This is a genomic window from Frondihabitans sp. OV104, assembly GCF_057787745.1.
Map to the genome: position 1 here is coordinate 2,813,514 of NZ_CM173541.1, position 14,480 is coordinate 2,827,993.

The following is a 14,480-nucleotide window of genomic DNA, read 5'->3' on the forward strand; positions in this document are numbered from 1 at the left end:
AAGCACGTCTTTATGAATGATTCAAAACAACTGAGGACCCCTCGTGACGAGCGCATACTTGATCCGTCTTCTCCTGATTGGAAATCGCCACGCCTCCCGTCGCCACGATCCTGCTCACCTTCCGCCTCGACCCCGTCGCCCTCGTCGTGATCGTGGCGGCAGCCGCCCTCTACGCGATCGGCGTCGTCCACGCGCGCAGGAACGGCGACGCCTGGTCGAGCTGGCGCACCCTCGCCTTCGCCGCGCTCGGCCTCGGGTCGTACGCCCTGATCTCGTTCGGATTCCTCGGCGCCTACAGCCACGACCTCCGCTTCGCCTTCACGACGCGGATCGCCCTGCTGCTCTTCGTCGTGCCTGCCCTCGTCGCCGTCGGCCGCCCGGTGCACCTGGCCCGGCTGGCCCTCGGCGAGACCGGCCGCGCCCGGCTCGAGAGCTTCCTGTCGTCGCGCCTCATGCGCGTGCTCGGCAGCGCGATCTTCTCGCCCTTGTTCGCCCTGGCGGCGTTCTCCCTGTTCTTGACGCCGATCGCCTTCGCCCTGCGCGAGAACGCGATCAGCGAGGCCCTCATCACGGTGCTGGTGCCGCTCGTCGGCCTGCTCATGATCCTGCCGGTGTTCGATGGCAGCCGGGCGCACACGAGCTTCTACATCACAGTCGAGTTCATGCTGGCGTTCGTCGAGCTCATCCTGGACGCCATCCCGGCCATCGTGCTGCGCATCACCGGGCACGTGCTCGACCACGGCCACGCGGTCGCCGCGCTCGCCCCGGGCTGGTTCCCCTCGCAGCTCCGCGACCAGCAGCTCTCGGGCGACCTGCTGTGGTTCATCGCCGAGGTGGCCGACATCCCGGTGCTGATCTTCCTGTTCGTGCGCTGGACCCGCACCGACCGGCGTGAGGCGGCCGTCATCGACGAGCTGAGCGACGACGAGATGGCCGCTCTCACGGCGGCGCACCTGCGCGGCGAGCGCTGAACCCGATCTCGTCGGCATAAGGGCGAGCCGTGGGCGCAAACGGAGGAGGCGCCTAGCCATCGGGGGAAATGACTAGGCGCCTTCAGGCTGGAAGCGGATCAGATAGCTTCACAGCAAGTGCCGGAGGACTTCGAAGGCCCGATCACAAGGCCTCGTCGCTTCCGACAACAGCTACTCTGCCGGTCGGTCATAAGAGCGCGCTGACAGGAGCCTTGGCGTCTGCCGCCAAACGCAGAACTTGTAGACTCGAACGGTCCTGCCCCCCTTCCTTCAGGAGACATCTGGTGCCCACGATCGTCGTCGAAGTCATGCCCAAGGCCGAACTGCTCGACCCCCAGGGCAAGGCCGTCACCGGCGCCCTCTCGCGCATGGGCCGTCAGGGTTACCACGAGGTGCGCATCGGCAAGCGATTCGAGCTCACCGTCGACCACGTCGACGACGCCGTCCTCGCCGAGGTCAAGGAGCTCGCCGACGACGTCTTCTCGAACTCGGTCATCGAAGACGTGGTGAGCATCACCGTCCTCGACAACACGGTCAGCGCCTGATGCGGATCGGCGTAGTCACCTTCCCGGGGTCGCTCGACGACCGCGACGCGCAGCGCGCCGTCCGCCTCGCCGGCGGCGAGCCCGTCGCCCTCTGGCACGGCTCGCACGACCTCGACGGCGTCGAGGCCATCATCCTTCCCGGCGGCTTCAGCTACGGCGACTACCTCCGCGCCGGAGCGATCGCCAGCCTGTCGCCGATCATGACCGAGGTCGTCGACGCCGCGAACAACGGCATGCCCGTGCTCGGCATCTGCAACGGATTCCAGATGCTCGCCGAGGCGCGCCTCATCCCCGGCGCCCACACGCGCAACGCGCACCAGCAGTTCATCCGCCGCGACCAGCGGCTCCGCGTCGAGAACGCCGCCACCGATTGGACCACCGGCTTCACGCAGGGCCAGGAGATCACGATCCCGCTGAAGAACGCCGACGGCCGCTTCATCGCCGACGACGAGACCATCAAGCGCATCGAGGGCGAGGGCCAGGTCGCCTTCCGCTACGTGGGAGTCAACCCGAACGGCTCGTTCGACGACATCGCCGGCGTCTCCAACGAGCGCGGCAACGTCGTCGGGCTCATGCCGCACCCCGAGCACGCCACCGAGCCCGGCTTCGGCCCCGACACCCCGGCCGCGATGTCGTCCGGCATCGACGGCCTCACCTTCTTCACCTCCGTTATCCAGAAGGCGCTCGTCAAATGACCGACACCGAACTCACCAAGGCCCCCGGCAGCCACGTCCCCGACACCGTCGCGAACGCAGAGGCGACCCCCGACCGCGAGCAGCCGTACGGTGCGCTCGGCCTGAAAGAAGACGAGTACCTCCAGATCCGCGAGATCCTCGGCCGCCGCCCCACCAGCGGCGAGCTCGCCATGTACTCGGTCATGTGGAGCGAGCACTGCTCGTACAAGTCCAGCAAGATGTACCTCCGTCAGTTCGGCCAGAAGGTCAACGACGAGATGAAGAAGAATCTGATGGTCGGCATGGGCGAGAACGCCGGCGTCGTCGACGTGGGCGGCGGCTGGGCCGTCACGTTCAAGGGCGAGAGCCACAACCACCCCAGCTACATCGAGCCGTTCCAGGGCGCCGCGACCGGCGTCGGCGGCATCGTCCGCGACATCATCTCCATGGGCGCCCGCCCCGTCGCCGTCATGGACCAGCTCCGATTCGGCGCCTTCGACGCCCCTGACACCGAGCGCGTCGTCCACGGCGTCGTCTCGGGAATCAGCTTCTACGCCAACTGCCTCGGCCTGCCGAACATCGGCGGCGAGACGATCTTCGACCCGGTGTACCAGGGCAACCCGCTCGTCAACGTGACCAGCGTCGGCGTCCTCCGCCACGAAGACCTCCACCTCGCCAACGCCAAGGGCGCCGGCAACAAGGTCGTGCTGTTCGGCGCGCGCACCGGCGGCGACGGGATCGGCGGCGCGTCGATCCTCGCTTCCGACACGTTCTCCTCGGGCGGCCCGACCAAGCGTCCCGCCGTCCAGGTCGGCGACCCGTTCGCCGAGAAGGTGCTCATCGAGTGCTGCCTCGAGCTGTTCCGCGACGAGCTCGTCGAGGGCATCCAGGATCTCGGGGCCGCCGGCATCTCCTGCGCCACGTCCGAGCTCGCCTCGAACGGCGACGGCGGCATGTTCATCGAGCTCGACAAGGTGCTGCTGCGCGACCCCACGCTCACCGCCGAGGAGATCCTGATGAGCGAGAGCCAGGAGCGCATGATGGCCGTCGTGCGTCCCGACAAGCTCGACGCCTTCCTCGCCGTCGTCCAGAAGTGGGACGTCGAGACCAGCGTCCTCGGCGAGGTCACCGACACCGGCCGCCTCGTCATCAACTGGCACGGCGAAGAGATCGTCAACGTCGAACCCCGCACGGTCGCCGTCGACGGCCCCGTCTACGAGCGCCCCGTCGCCTACCCGTCGTGGATCGACGAGCTGCAGGGCGACTCGGCGGCGGGCCTGCCCCGCCCGGAGGAGGGCGACGACGTGCGGGGGCAGTTCCTGCGCCTGCTCTCCTCGCCGAACCTCGCCGACAAGAGCTGGATCACGAACCAGTACGACACCTACGTGCTCGGCAACACCGCGCTGAGCTTCCCGGACGACGGCGGCATGATCCGCGTCGACGAGGAGTCGGGGCTCGGGTTCGCCATCGCCACCGACGCGAACGGCCGCTACTGCCAGCTCGACCCGGCGCAGGGCGCACGCCTCGCCCTTGCCGAGGCGTACCGCAACGTCGCCGTCACCGGTGCGACGCCGGTCGCTGTGACCGACTGCCTCAACTTCGGCTCCCCCGAGAACCCCGAGGTCATGTGGCAGTTCTCGCAGACCGTCGAAGCGCTGTCGGACGCGTGCCTCGAGATGGAGATCCCTGTGACGGGCGGCAACGTGTCGTTCTACAACCAGACCGGCACGCAGCCGATCCACCCGACGCCGGTTGTCGGCGTGCTCGGCGTGATCGACGACGTCGCCCAGCGCATCCCCTCCGGCTGGCAGGACGAGGGCGATAACCTGTACCTGCTCGGCACGACGTCGCTCGAGCTCGACGGCTCGGCCTGGGCCGGCACCATCCACGAGCACCTCGGCGGCCGCCCGCCGCGCGTCTCGCTCGCCGGCGAGAAGCAGCTGGCCGCGCTGCTGCGCGCCGGTGCCTCCGAGTCGCTCATCGGCTCGGCCCACGACCTCAGCGACGGCGGCCTCGGCCAGGCCCTCGCCGAGGCGGTGCTGCGCTTCGGCGTCGGCGCCCGCGTGTGGCTCGACGAGATCGTCGAGCGCGACGGCGTCGACGTGGCGACCGCCCTCTTCAGCGAGTCGACCGGGCGCGTGATCGTGTCGGTGCCGCGCGAGGACGACGTCAAGTTCCGCGGGCTGTGCGAGGGCCGGGGCTACCCGGTGGCGCGCATCGGCGTCACCGACAAGGAGTCGGCGTCGCTCGAGGTGCAGGGCGTCTTCACGGTGGGGCTCGAGGAGCTCCGCGCGGCGCACCGCGGCACGCTGCCGGCGCGCTTCGGCGCCACGATCGCGGAGTAGCCGGCGGCGGGCGCGGCCCCCGCCGGCCCCGCCCTGCCGCGGTCGCCCTCGCCCAGAACGGGGCACCCCGCGGGCGGCACCGTCAAGCACGACCGCGAGGTGGCCTTCCGCGTCGCCCACGCCCCGCCCACCCGACGGCGGAGGCCACCTCGCCAGCACGCCGCCCCCTTCCCCAGATCGGGCCCACTCGACACCGCGCTCGCCCACGACGGGGCACCCCGCGGGCGGCACCGTCAAGCACGACCGCGAGATGGCCCTCGGCGTCGCCCACGGCCCGCCGACCCGACAGTGACGGCCACCTCGCCGAGCACCCCCGCAGCGCGCGCCCACACCGGACCAGTCGCGAGCGTCGACTCCGGCGCCGGCGCCGTCGCTACGCGAACACGACGCAGGACGGGCTGCCGAGCTCGATCTGGAGCTCGGGCGCACCCGGAACGCCGTCGGCGCCGATCGGCAGCACGGCGACGGTGTGCGACAGCTGGTTCGCGACGTAGAGGCGACCCCCCTCGATGGCGAAGTGGCGCGGCCAGTGGCCTCCCGCGGGGACCTCGGCGGTGACGGCCAGGCGGCCGTCGGCACCGGGTGCGAAGACGGTGATCGTGTCGCGCCCGCGGACCGCCGCGTACACGTACCCGTCCGAGACGGCGACGTGCGACAGCAGCACCTCGTCGCTGGCGAAGGAGAGTCGCGCGTCGTAGGCGGCGACGGAGTAGTCGACGCCGAACGACCCCGACTCGGTGCGCGACAGCACGTGGAGGCGGCCGTCTAGCTCGCCGGTGAGGAGCAGCTTGTCTCCGAGCCAGGCGAAGTGCCGCGGGCCCGAGCCGGACGGCAGGGCCGACGACCCGATGAACGACGGCTCGAGGGTGACGGGGTCGACGCGCACCTCGTAGATGCGGTCGGAGCCGAGGTCGCTGACCAGCACCGTGCCCTCGGGGGTGGGCATCACGTTGTGCGCGTGCGGGCCGTCCTGGCGGTCGAGCACCGGCCCGCGGCCGATGGGAAGCGGCAGCACGCGCGTGACACGCGCCGGGTCGGACGCATCGGCCGACAGCACGCCGAACGTGCCGGCCGTGTAGTTGGCGACGACGAGAGCGCCGGAGGCGGGGTCGAGCACGAGGTGGCACGGCGCCGTGCCACCGGAAGCCGCGACCGAGGCCGCGACGAGGCTGCCGGCGCTGATCGTGTACGAGACGACGCGCCCCTCGACGGTCTCGGACGCCGCGTGGAGCGCGCCCTCGGTGACCGCGAGGAAGGTCGGGTCGTCGGCCTGGACGACCTGCATCGCCCGCCATCCGCTGTCGCCGGACCCCTCGAAGACGGTGATGCCCTCGCCCGTCCCGCCGCTGGAGGCCGTGTAGCCCCCGACGTACATCCGCGTCACGCGCCGACCTCGTCGCCCGCCGCGATGCGCTCGTGGTGGTGGATGACCTCCGAGACGATGAACCCGAGGAACTTCTCCGTGAAGTCGGGGTCGAGGTGCGAGTCGACGGCCAGGGCGCGGAGCCGCTGGATCTGCACCTTCTCACGATCCGGGTCGCTCGCCGGCATGCCAGCCTCGGCCTTGAGCACGCCCACCGACTGCGTGAACTTGAACCTCTCGGCCAGCAGGTGCACGAGGGCGGCGTCGATGTTGTCGATGCTCTCGCGGATCGAGTGGAGGCGCGCGACGGCGGCCGAGGGAGGCGTGTCAGACATGACTCGACTTTATCGGCTCGCAGAAACCGCCAGGCCGGAGCATCCGACGCACCGCCGACGCGGGGAGGGAACCCCCAGCTAAGGGGAATGGCCCCGAGACGCCGGCACGCCTAGTCTTCGAAGAGCACGACGCTCCAGCACGACGCCACGGAAGGCACTCACCTCATGGAACTCGCTACGGCCGATCCGGCGACCCCGATGACGAGAACGCGGCCTGCCCCGGGGGTGCTTCCGCTGCGGTTCCGAGTTCCTGCGTCCTGGCCCGAGCCCAGCGCCGACTGGGTCGCGGCGAACCAGGGCTGGACGCCTCCGCTCGGCTGGACACCGGTGGCGGGCCTCCCCGAGGCTCCACGGGGGTGGTCGTTCTGGGAGCGTGACGCCGTGGGCTGGGAACGCCTGGCCGGGCCGCACCGGACCCAGGCCGTGCGCGGCATCGTGGTCGGCGCCATCGTCTTTCTCGTGGGGGTGCTGCTCCTGACGCTTCACAGCGACCGCGACGGGGCCCTGGCTGTGCTGTTCTGGGGCGCGACGCTCTTCGGGCCGATCGACCTGGCGCGGAACGCCGGCGACCTGATTCGCACGTCGCAGTCGGTGCTCCGCACGGCCCGGGCAACGGCGGCCCGCGTCGGCGCCGACATCGACGAGCTCGCCTACGACGAGATCCCGGCGGGCGAACGGCCGGGTGCTGACGAGTTCGTCGCGCAGCGAGTGGTCGAGGCCTGGTCGTTCGACGGCACCTGGCCGGCGAGCCAATGCCACGCGGTCCCGTTCGAGGTCCGCGAGACCCGCCTCTCGCGCGGCCGCCGGATCGGAACGATGGTGCTCGCCGGTGCCGCCGCAGTGCTGCTCATCTTCGTCCTCGCCTGGAGCGCGACAGCGGGCGGCCGCGGCAGCGGGGCTCTCACCCCGACCGCCGAGCGACCGCCCGCACACGCCCAGCTCTGAGAGGCCGGGCAGCCGATGTCTAGTCGACCAGCGTGATCGTCACCTCGACGTTGCCGCGGGTGGCGTTCGAGTACGGGCACACGTGGTGGGCGGCGTCGGCGAGCTCCTGGCGGTTCTCCGGCGCGACATTCGGCGTGTAGACGTCGAGCTCGACGGCGAGGCCGTAGCCGCCCTCTCCGTTCGCGCCGATGCCGACGCTGGCCGAGACCGAGGCGTCTGTGGTGTCGAAGCCCTTCGCCTTGCCGACGCCGTGGAGGGCGCTCAGGAAGCAGGCCGAGTAGCCCGCGGCGAACAGCTGCTCGGGGTTGGTGCCGTCACCCGAGCCGCCCATCTCCTTGGGGGGCCGGGTGTCGAGGTCGAGCCGGTCGTCTTCACTGCGGACGTGGCCGTCGCGGCCGCCTCCGGTTGCGTGGGCGATGGCGGTGTAGGCGATCTCAAGTGTCATGATGCAACACGACACCCTCCGCCTGTGCGCGACCTGTCCAAACGCTGAGAACGGGTGCGCGACGGGTGTCGTCAGCCCAGCAGGTCGTGCCGCTCGACGATCTCATCGCGGCCGGGGCCGACACCGATCGCCGAGATGCGGGCGCCGCTCATCTTCTCGACGGCGAGGATGTAGTCCTGGGCGTTCTTCGGCAGGTCGTCGAAGGTGCGGGCGCCGGTGATGTCTTCGGTCCAGCCCGGGAACTCCTCGTAGATCGGCACGGCGTGGTGGAAGTCGGACTGCGACACCGGCATCTCGTCGAAGCGCACCCCGTCGACGTCGTAGGCGACGCACACCGGAATCGTCTCGAGGCCGGTGAGCACGTCGAGCTTCGTCAGCACGAAGTCGGTCACGCCGTTGATCCGCGCCGAGTAGCGGGCGATCGGGGCGTCGTACCAGCCGCAGCGGCGCGGGCGGCCGGTCGTGGTGCCGAACTCGAAGCCGTTGGCGCGCAGGAACTCGCCCGACGCATCGAACAGCTCGGTCGGGAAGGGGCCTGCCCCGACCCGTGTGGTGTACGCCTTGACGATGCCGATGACCCGCTCGATGCGTCCGGGACCGATGCCCGAGCCCGTGGCGGCTCCGCCCGCCGTCGACGACGACGACGTGACGAAGGGGTAGGTGCCGTGGTCGACGTCGAGCATCGTGGCCTGGCCGGCCTCGAACAGCACGGTCTTGCCCTCTTCGAGCGCGGTGTGGAGCTCGAGCGCGGTGTCGGCGACCATCGGTCGGAGGCGCTCGGCGTAGCTGAGGAGCGTCTCGACGACCTCGTCGGCGCTGATCGCGCGGCGGTTGTAGATCTTGACCAGCAGGTGGTTCTTCTGGTCGAGAGCGGCCTCGACCTTCTGGCGCAGGATGTTCTCGTCGAAGAGGTCTTGCACCCGGAGGCCGACGCGGTTGATCTTGTCGGCGTAGGCCGGCCCGATGCCGCGGCCGGTGGTGCCGATCGACCGCGAGCCCAGGAATCGCTCGGTGACCTTGTCGAGAGTGCGGTGGTAGTGCGTGATGAGGTGCGCGTTGGCGCTGACCTTGAGCTTCGAGACGTCGACGCCTCGGGCGATCAGCGCGTCGAGCTCATCGAACAGCACCTCGATGTCGATGACGACGCCGTTGCCGATCACCGGGGTCACTCCCTCGGTGAGGATGCCCGAGGGGAGCAGGTGGAGGGCGTACTTCTGGTTGCCGATGACGACCGTGTGGCCCGCGTTGTTGCCGCCGTTGAACTTGACGACGTAGTCGATGCGGCTGCCGAGCAGATCGGTGGCCTTGCCTTTGCCTTCGTCGCCCCACTGGGCTCCGATGATGACGACTGCGGGCATTGGATGCTCCTCGCTTCGGGGGAATGCACCCGTGCGCAGGTGCACCTAAGTCTACAGAAGGCTGCCGTCGGGGTGCCGAATGCGCGGTTTCCGCACCGGAAGCGCACTTCCGGAAGCAGAGACCGCGCACTCGGCAGAGCCGTTACTGCGCGGGCGGGCCGCCGGCCGGGCCCTTGCGCGACCGGGTCAGCACGACGACCACGGCGACGAGGGCGACGAGGATGATGCCGCCCCCGACGCCGAGGGCGACGGGGAGGGCGGACGTTCCTGCGCCCTCCTCAGCGCCCGAGGAGGACGCCGACGCGCCGGCTCCTGACGTGGGCTGGTCGCCGCAGGTCGGGCGCGAGGCCCTCCCGGCGGCGGCATCCACATCGGCGGGCTTGTCGTAGGTGAACCCGATCGAGTCGGACACGGTGTGCCCGTCGGCCGAGACGACCTGCCAGGTGACCGTGTACCTGCCCGAGTCGCCGAGAGCGACGGGCACCGTCACGTCGGTGTCGGCGATCGCCGGGCAGCCCGACTCGAAGTGCCTGCCGGCCGACGAGGTCACCTCGACGACGTTCGACGAGCCGTCGCCCGACAGGTCGAGCACGCGGTCGTTGAAGGTGAGCACGACCTGGTCGAGCTTCTCGGACTGCGTCGACCCGTTGGCCGGAGTCGAGCTGACCAGGTAGTCGTGGGCGCTCGCGCCGACGGCCGGGGCCACCGCCAGCACCGCGGCGGCAGCTGTGACCGACGCCGCGACCGCGATGCGCCGGAGTGCTGACGGGGCCACGCGCTAGTCCGCCGATCCGGTGGTGGGCGCCGATCCGCCTGCCGGGCGAGCCGCGCCTGCACCCCGACCGCTGCGGACGTAGGCCAGGACCGCCACGACCAGGGCGATGATCCCGAGTCCGAGACTGCCGATGCCGAGGCCCAGACCGAGACCGCTGTCGCCGTCGCCGCTCGTACCGGTCGCCGCGGCCTCGCTCGTCGCCGTGTCGGACGCCGCACCGTGGTGATCGGCCGCCGCCTCGGTGATGGCGAGCACGGGGGCCGGGTGCTCGGGCTCCTCGCCCGACGCAGGAGTCGCCTCGTTCCACTTCACGACGCTGCCGTCGCTGTAGGTCTGCGTCGTCGGCAGCTCGACCGAGGCGACATCGGGCACGGCTCCCGCCGAGACGGTGAACAGCTGGAACTCGCCCGGAGCGATGCCCTCCGCAGTGGAGTCGGCGGTCCACACCACCTTCGTCACCGCCTTCGTGATCTCGCCGTCGTCGGTCGAGACCGGCTTCGACAGCGTGCCGGTGACCACGTCGGCCTTCCAGCCGGCGATCGGCTGGTACGAGACCGAGGTGAACGGGTGGTCGGTCGGGAAGGCGACCTCGACCTTGACGGTCGACGCGGTCGCCGACTCGGTCGGGACCTTGAACTGGAGGGTGGAGTACGAGCCGGGGGCGACGTCGTCGCCCTCGACGTGCACGTGGGCGGACGCCGCGAGGGGCGCAGCCAGGACGAGTGCGCCGGCGAGCGGGAGGATGAGCGCCGCGCGGCGCAGGGGGAAGGAGGGCATGCGTTGAGGTGTCTCTCGTGAGGGTGCGCACGCAGGATCGCCGAGCGGGTGCCGGTCGGCGCCCGTGAAGGGATCGGCGGGTGGCGGTCGGTGTCGGCGCGCCTCCGGAGAGGGGCCGGACACGACGAGACCCCGCCCATCCGAGCGGCGCTGCGCGCGCGGAAAAGGGGAAGGAGGTCGGAGTCAGGCGCCGAGCGGCGGGCCCCGATGCGGACGAGAGGCAAGCAGGACGTCGAGAGGGCGGCGGATGCCCCTGCGGTCGCCGACCGCTGCCGCGATGGAATGCGCGAGGACGGGCGGTGCTGCGACGAGCACGCGGACGACCACGGCCAGACGCGCGACGGCGAGACGCACGACGGTCAGCAGGGCCCGTTCTCCGTGCAGGAGCAGCAGCGTCGTCAGGACCGCGGCAGCGAGGTGGCCCGCCCACATGCGGGCGTCGCTCATGCCCTCCATCGCGTGGACGGTCGAGCCGCCGAGGTCGGGCAGGGTGGCGGTGGCGCCGCCCGACATCACCATGCCGAGCATGCCCACGTGAGTTCCGGCGGCAGAAGCGGGAAGATCGGCGCCGAGGCTGAAGAGCAGGTGGAATACGACCTGGCTCAGCCCGACCGAGATCGCGAGCGGGACGACCGAGACGGCGTGGGCGCTGAGCGCGATGCTGGCGAGGATCGCGAAGGCGAGCGCGAGCACTGTGCCGAGCACGCCCGGCTCCATTCCGCCGCCGGCCACGTGCGAGAACGCGGCGATGGTGACCGACAGGGTCGCCACGACGAGGCCGCGCACAACGCGCAGCCCGCGCGAGGTCACCCGGACGGTCATGCCGACGAGCCTACTGGGCGTCGGAGCGTCGGTCGGGCGCATCGCCAGCACCGGAGGAGGAGTCGGACTGCGCGCCGGAGGTCGACGCCTCGGTGCGCGCGGCCGCCGGCTTGCCCGCCATCACGGCGAGCTGCTCGTTGTAGGCCCGCAGCTCGGCGTCGCCGTCGACCTCGGCCCGCCGGTCATAGCGCTTGGCGACGCGCTCGTCGCTGCGGATCCACTGCCGCATCACCATCAGTGCCACGAGCACGGTGGGGAACTCGCCCGCGCCCCAGGCGATCGCGCCCCCGGTGTGCTGGTCGGAGAGGAGGTCCTGGTAGTTCGTCTTGCCGAGGGCGTGCCACCAGTCGGCGGCGAGGATGGTGGTCTGCGACATGATCGCGAGGCCGAAGAACGCGTGGAAGGCCAGCGTCGCCAGCAGCAGGATGATCCGCATCGGGAAGGGCGGCCGCTTGGGGCCGGGGTCGACGCCGATCAGCACGAAGAAGAACAGGTAGCCCGAGAGCAGGAAGTGCACCTCCATGAGGAAGTGCCCGGGGTGGGTCTGGAGGGACGCCTGGAACCAGCCCGTGTAGTAGAAGGCGATGAGGCTGCCGGCGAAGATGATCGCCGCCACGACGGGGTTGGTCACGACCTGGCCGTACCGGGAGTGGATGACGATCATGATCCACTCGCGCGGGCCGCGGCTGTTGTCACGGCGCTTCGGCAGCGTCCGCAGCGCGAGGAGGATCGGAGCGCCGAGAACGAGGAGCGGCGGCACGTACATCATCAGCACCATGTGCTGGATCATGTGAGTCGAGAAGTTCACGGCGCCGTAGACGCTGGGCCCCCCGCTGGTCGCGAAGAACAGGCCGAGGCAGCCGAACAGCCACGGCACGGTCCTTCCCCACGACCAGGTGTCGCCGCGGCGGCGAAGCCGCACGACGGCGGCGATGTACAGCCCCGCCATGATGAGCGCGACGGCGATGAAGAAGTAGTCGGGGTGGAACCCGAGCAGGAAGCGCGGGATCGTGATCGGCGCCGGGTACGGGAAGCCGATCAGTCCGTCGCGGGTGTCGCCGCCGTTCGTCTGGGGCACCGGGGGCGCGCTCTGCGACAAGGCGACCGACAGGCCCATCGCGACGACCATGAACACGACCTCGCCGACGGCGAGACGCACGAACGAGCGAGTGCGGCCCGGCTCGCGGACGAGTCGCGGGATGACGCGACGGCGGTGGAGGTAGCCGGCGATGCCCAGGCCAATCAGGATGATCGACTTGGCGAGGATCAGCATGCCGTACGTCGTCGTGACGAGGTCGGCGGGACCCGTGAGCCGCAGGCTTGCGTTGATTACGCCGGAGAAGGCGACGAAGGCGAAGGCCCAGATGGCAAGGGCCGAGTAGCGGGAGACCACCGTGGCGAGGCTCGTCCCGACCTTGCCGCGGAGCAGGATGACGGCGATCAGGCCGCCCATCCAGACCGTGACGCCCACGAGGTGCATGGCGAGGCTGTTCACGGCGTTGACGTGCTCGTTCGAGCCCGCAGAGTGGCCCGACAGCGACAACGGCAGCAGGGCGAACAGGGCGAAGCCCATCGCTGCGGCGAGCCACGAGACGTTCTTCGTCGAGAGCAGGATCACGAGCGCGGCGAGGATGCACGAGATCGTCACGACCCAGGTCTGGCCGAGCTCGAGCTGGAAGGCGAAGAAGAAGAACTGGCTGCGGAACGTCGGCGACGTGAACGGGACGCCGAGCACGTTGGCGGCCCGGAACATCAGGTTCGCGACGGCGGACACCAGCCAGACGAGCACGGCCCAGGTGGCCCACCTGGAGGCGTACCACTGGCTGAAGCTTGCCGACTTCGGGTCGGTCTTCTGCCCGGGCAACGCGACGGCCGAGATGACGAGCAGGCCGATCGCGACGGCGGCGGAGCCGTCGAAGAGGGCGGTCGTGATCGGGAGGCCGTTCGTGACGATCGCGCCCGGGTCGACGATCAGGCGGCCGCCGAGGGCCCCGGTGAAGTACATGGCCGCGAGCGCGAGAGCCAGGCCGAGCGGGATGCAGAGGAGAAGGACGATGGCGGTCCGCGACAGACGAGGGACGCGCTCGGGATCGCGCTTGCCCGAGGGCAGCGAGAGCTCGCGCGTCTCGAAGTGGAGGTCTTCGATCTGATCTGTCACCCGGCAATCCTACGTTTTCGCCACGGAATGGCAGTCGAGTTATCCACAGCCCCGAGAGACACCGGCCCGAGAGACACAGCCCCGAGAGAAAGGGACACGGCGCGGGAACCCCGTTCACTCCCGCGCAACCCCGCCGGTGCACCCTGGCCCCCGTGACTGACGCGAAGGCTCTGCTGGTGGGGATCGACGGACTCCGAATCGACGACGCGCTGCGGCCGGGCGCGGCGTCGTACCTTGCCGAGTTCCTGCGCGAGGGCTCGCACCTGCCGCTGACCTTGGAGGTGCCGACGATCTCGGGCCCCGGCTGGTCGTCGCTGCTGACCAGTGCGCCGCACGCGGTGCACGGGGTCTTCGACAACTCCTTCTTCGGCCATCGCCTGGACGCGACCGTCGACGTGCTGACGCGCGCCGCCGCTGCGGGCCGCTCGACGTTCGCGGCCGTCAGCTGGCCGCCGCTCGCCGACCCCGCGGGCCCCGGCCCGGTGCTGGCGTTCCGCGAGGACGACCAGCGCACCGGCCGTCACCGCGTCGTGATCCGCGACGGCGAGGTCTACGGCTACCGGCATGCCGACGGCGACATCGCCGCTTTCTCGCGGCTCGCCCTCCGCGACGCCGGCCCGGACGTGAGCTTCGTCTACCTCGGCGAGGTCGACGAGGCGGGCCACCTCTACGGCGGCGACTCGGCCGAGTACCGCGAGGCGATGCACCGCGTCGACGAGCGGCTCGGCCGGCTTCTGACGGAGGTCGAGGCACGAGCGGCGACCCGCGACGAGGACTGGCTCGTCGCGATCACCACCGACCACGGCCACCTCGACGAGGGCGGCCACGGCGGGGCGGACGAGGTGCTGACACGGTCGTTCCTGGGGCTGCGGCGCTTCGGAGGACAGACGCTGGTCGCACCCGCGGCGCCGGTCGGGCCGACTGACGTTGCCGCGATCCTGCTGCGGCACCTGAGCCTCTAGCCTGC

The 14,480-nt window shown here is 70.6% G+C and carries 14 protein-coding genes; 6 read left to right on the top strand and 8 right to left on the bottom strand.

Annotated elements, in window-relative coordinates; translation table 11 throughout:
- Nucleotides 1–77 precede the first annotated feature (77 nt).
- From AC3CBB_RS13135 to purL, 4 genes are all read left to right on the top strand, one after another.
- A complete protein-coding gene (locus AC3CBB_RS13135) occupies nt 78–971 on the top strand; it encodes a cytochrome c oxidase assembly protein (RefSeq protein ID WP_488624934.1) in 894 nt (297 codons plus the stop codon).
- A 284-nt stretch (nt 972–1,255) separates the two neighbouring features.
- The gene (purS, locus tag AC3CBB_RS13140; protein WP_123505662.1) at nt 1,256–1,516 is read left to right on the top strand and encodes a phosphoribosylformylglycinamidine synthase subunit PurS; all 261 of its coding nucleotides are present in this window, start codon (nt 1,256–1,258) and stop codon (nt 1,514–1,516) included.
- Nucleotides 1,516–2,211 (top strand): phosphoribosylformylglycinamidine synthase subunit PurQ, encoded by a 696-nt coding sequence (purQ, locus tag AC3CBB_RS13145; RefSeq protein ID WP_488624935.1) that lies wholly within the window; start codon nt 1,516–1,518, stop codon nt 2,209–2,211. Before purS ends, purQ begins: the two co-directional genes overlap by 1 nt.
- Entirely contained in the window at nt 2,208–4,535 is a 2,328-nt protein-coding gene (gene purL, locus AC3CBB_RS13150) for a phosphoribosylformylglycinamidine synthase subunit PurL (protein WP_488624936.1), read from the top strand. The genes purQ and purL overlap by 4 nt, the downstream gene beginning before the upstream one ends.
- A 373-nt stretch (nt 4,536–4,908) precedes the next feature.
- On the opposite strand, the gene AC3CBB_RS13155 is transcribed toward purL, so the two are convergent.
- Both AC3CBB_RS13155 and AC3CBB_RS13160 read right to left on the bottom strand, forming a co-directional pair.
- Nucleotides 4,909–5,910 carry a lactonase family protein gene (locus AC3CBB_RS13155; protein ID WP_488626748.1) on the bottom strand — a complete coding sequence of 334 codons (1,002 nt, stop codon included), beginning with the start codon at nt 5,908–5,910 and terminating at the stop codon, nt 4,909–4,911.
- Nucleotides 5,911–5,915: 5 nt separating this feature from the next.
- A complete protein-coding gene (locus AC3CBB_RS13160) occupies nt 5,916–6,233 on the bottom strand; it encodes a chorismate mutase (protein ID WP_488624937.1) in 318 nt (105 codons plus the stop codon).
- A gap of 165 nt (nt 6,234–6,398) precedes the next feature.
- Here AC3CBB_RS13160 and AC3CBB_RS13165 point away from each other — a divergent pair, with 165 nt between their 5' ends.
- A complete protein-coding gene (locus tag AC3CBB_RS13165) occupies nt 6,399–7,178 on the top strand; it encodes a hypothetical protein (RefSeq protein ID WP_488624938.1) in 780 nt (259 codons plus the stop codon).
- A gap of 19 nt (nt 7,179–7,197) precedes the next feature.
- On the opposite strand, the gene AC3CBB_RS13170 is transcribed toward AC3CBB_RS13165, so the two are convergent.
- The 6 genes from AC3CBB_RS13170 to AC3CBB_RS13195 all read right to left on the bottom strand — a co-directional run bounded on the left by AC3CBB_RS13170 (nt 7,198) and on the right by AC3CBB_RS13195 (nt 13,513).
- Nucleotides 7,198–7,623 (bottom strand): organic hydroperoxide resistance protein, encoded by a 426-nt coding sequence (locus tag AC3CBB_RS13170; RefSeq protein WP_123505668.1) that lies wholly within the window; start codon nt 7,621–7,623, stop codon nt 7,198–7,200.
- A gap of 71 nt (nt 7,624–7,694) precedes the next feature.
- A complete protein-coding gene (locus AC3CBB_RS13175) occupies nt 7,695–8,981 on the bottom strand; it encodes an adenylosuccinate synthase (protein ID WP_488624939.1) in 1,287 nt (428 codons plus the stop codon).
- A 142-nt stretch (nt 8,982–9,123) separates the two neighbouring features.
- Nucleotides 9,124–9,756: a copper resistance CopC family protein gene (locus AC3CBB_RS13180; protein ID WP_488624940.1), complete on the bottom strand. Its 633-nt coding sequence runs from the start codon at nt 9,754–9,756 to the stop codon at nt 9,124–9,126.
- Between the two features lie 3 nt (nt 9,757–9,759).
- Nucleotides 9,760–10,533 (bottom strand): YcnI family copper-binding membrane protein, encoded by a 774-nt coding sequence (locus AC3CBB_RS13185; protein ID WP_488624941.1) that lies wholly within the window; start codon nt 10,531–10,533, stop codon nt 9,760–9,762.
- A gap of 183 nt (nt 10,534–10,716) precedes the next feature.
- The gene (locus tag AC3CBB_RS13190) at nt 10,717–11,355 is read right to left on the bottom strand and encodes a hypothetical protein (protein ID WP_488624942.1); all 639 of its coding nucleotides are present in this window, start codon (nt 11,353–11,355) and stop codon (nt 10,717–10,719) included.
- A 10-nt stretch (nt 11,356–11,365) separates the two neighbouring features.
- On the bottom strand, nt 11,366–13,513 hold the full coding sequence (locus AC3CBB_RS13195) for a bifunctional copper resistance protein CopD/cytochrome c oxidase assembly protein (protein WP_488624943.1): 2,148 nt from the start codon (nt 13,511–13,513) through the stop codon (nt 11,366–11,368).
- A gap of 152 nt (nt 13,514–13,665) precedes the next feature.
- Here AC3CBB_RS13195 and AC3CBB_RS13200 point away from each other — a divergent pair, with 152 nt between their 5' ends.
- Complete coding sequence (locus tag AC3CBB_RS13200; protein ID WP_488624944.1) at nt 13,666–14,475, top strand: alkaline phosphatase family protein; 810 nt, start codon at nt 13,666–13,668, stop codon at nt 14,473–14,475.
- Nucleotides 14,476–14,480: the final 5 nt, after the last annotated feature.

What these genes read in the sequence shown, in the direction of transcription:
- AC3CBB_RS13170 (WP_123505668.1), bottom strand. Translation starts at nt 7,623, where the DNA reads ATGACACTTGAGATCGCCTACACCGCCATCGCCCACGCAACCGGAGGC.
- AC3CBB_RS13190 (WP_488624942.1), bottom strand. Translation starts at nt 11,355, where the DNA reads ATGACCGTCCGGGTGACCTCGCGCGGGCTGCGCGTTGTGCGCGGCCTC.
- AC3CBB_RS13155 (WP_488626748.1), bottom strand. Translation starts at nt 5,910, where the DNA reads ATGTACGTCGGGGGCTACACGGCCTCCAGCGGCGGGACGGGCGAGGGC.
- purQ (WP_488624935.1), top strand. Translation starts at nt 1,516, where the DNA reads ATGCGGATCGGCGTAGTCACCTTCCCGGGGTCGCTCGACGACCGCGAC.
- AC3CBB_RS13165 (WP_488624938.1), top strand. Translation starts at nt 6,399, where the DNA reads ATGGAACTCGCTACGGCCGATCCGGCGACCCCGATGACGAGAACGCGG.
- AC3CBB_RS13160 (WP_488624937.1), bottom strand. Translation starts at nt 6,233, where the DNA reads ATGTCTGACACGCCTCCCTCGGCCGCCGTCGCGCGCCTCCACTCGATC.
- purL (WP_488624936.1), top strand. Translation starts at nt 2,208, where the DNA reads ATGACCGACACCGAACTCACCAAGGCCCCCGGCAGCCACGTCCCCGAC.
- AC3CBB_RS13175 (WP_488624939.1), bottom strand. Translation starts at nt 8,981, where the DNA reads ATGCCCGCAGTCGTCATCATCGGAGCCCAGTGGGGCGACGAAGGCAAA.
- AC3CBB_RS13185 (WP_488624941.1), bottom strand. Translation starts at nt 10,533, where the DNA reads ATGCCCTCCTTCCCCCTGCGCCGCGCGGCGCTCATCCTCCCGCTCGCC.